Here is a 1,148-nt window from a genome sequence, read left to right as displayed (position 1 = left end):
GGGAGAGCAACCGTGTCAAGTGGGCATGTTGTTCTGCCATGGCTGACCGGACTTCACCATCGCGTTGAGGACCGTTAGCAGCTTGCGCATACACGCGGTAATGGCAACCTTGAAGGGCTTGCCGGCGGCACTGAGACGCTCATGGAAGCTTCGAATGGCCGGGTTATGGCGCATCGCCGTGATCGTCGCCATGTAAAGCACATTGCGCACCTCGGCTCGCCCCCCTCGGATATAGCGTTGCCCGCGCCGTTTGCCGCTGTCGTCGTTGAATGGCGCAACGCCCACCAGAGCAGCAATCTGCTGGCGATTGAGCTTGCCCAACTCCGGCAGGCGTCCCAACAGCGTGAACACGCTCACCTTGCCGATGCCCGGCATGCTGTCGAGCAGATCGACCTTCTTCTTCCACACCTCGCTGGTGCGAAGCGTGTGTGTCATGTCGATGTCCAGGGATTTGATGCGCGCATCGAGCCAGGCAATATGCTCCTTCAAGCTCTTGAGCGCGACCGGCGGCGCGGTGCCAATCCGCGCCTTCTCCTGGGCTCGCATGGCCACCAATTGGCTGCGCCGGTCCAGCAGATCGGCAAACTCGCGCTGGGCCTCATCGGGCAGCGGGCGTACCGGGGGGCGAATCTGCTGGGCAAAGCGCGCCAGCACCTGCGCATCGAGCCGGTCGGTCTTGGCCAGGATCCCACAGGCCTTGGCAAAGTCCCGTACCTGCTTGGGGTTGACCACGACCACTGGAAGCCCGGCCCCGGCTAGCGCGACGCTGACCCGCGTCTCGTAGCCGCCCGTTGCCTCCAGTACCACCCGATCTATTGCGCCTTGCGAATTGATCTGGCCAAGGTATGCCAATAGCTCGGCAATCCCTTTCTCGTCATTGCTGAATTGGCGCGGCGTACTATGCGGCAGCGAATCCAGATCCAGCGTGTCCTTGCTGACGTCAATCCCTACGGCAACCTTGATATCCATTCGGCTTGTCCCATCCTTGTGTCAATGCGGCGTGCTGCCTTCCAACCGTTCGGGCTTAGGCTGAACGCTACCAAGAATTGGACGCCCCGATCCTCGCTCTCCCTCGAACTTGAGCTCGCGCTCAGAGCATGGGTCAATCGATCTGAGGCGTCCGGGACGAATTTTGCAACATACAAGGG

1 protein-coding gene is annotated in these 1,148 nt (G+C 61.2%); it reads right to left on the bottom strand.

The features are described 5' to 3' along the window. Positions 1–15: 15 nt before the first annotated feature. Positions 16–969: an IS110 family transposase gene (locus J5T34_RS23855; protein WP_208583370.1), complete on the bottom strand. Its 954-nt coding sequence runs from the start codon at positions 967–969 to the stop codon at positions 16–18. Positions 970–1,148 lie beyond the last annotated feature (179 nt).

Origin of the sequence: Cupriavidus gilardii (assembly GCF_017598945.1) — a bacterium.
GTDB classification, from domain to species: domain Bacteria; phylum Pseudomonadota; class Gammaproteobacteria; order Burkholderiales; family Burkholderiaceae; genus Cupriavidus; species Cupriavidus gilardii_E.
Note: the sequence above shows the minus strand (reverse complement) of the source record. Positions and strands in the feature narration are given on the sequence as shown.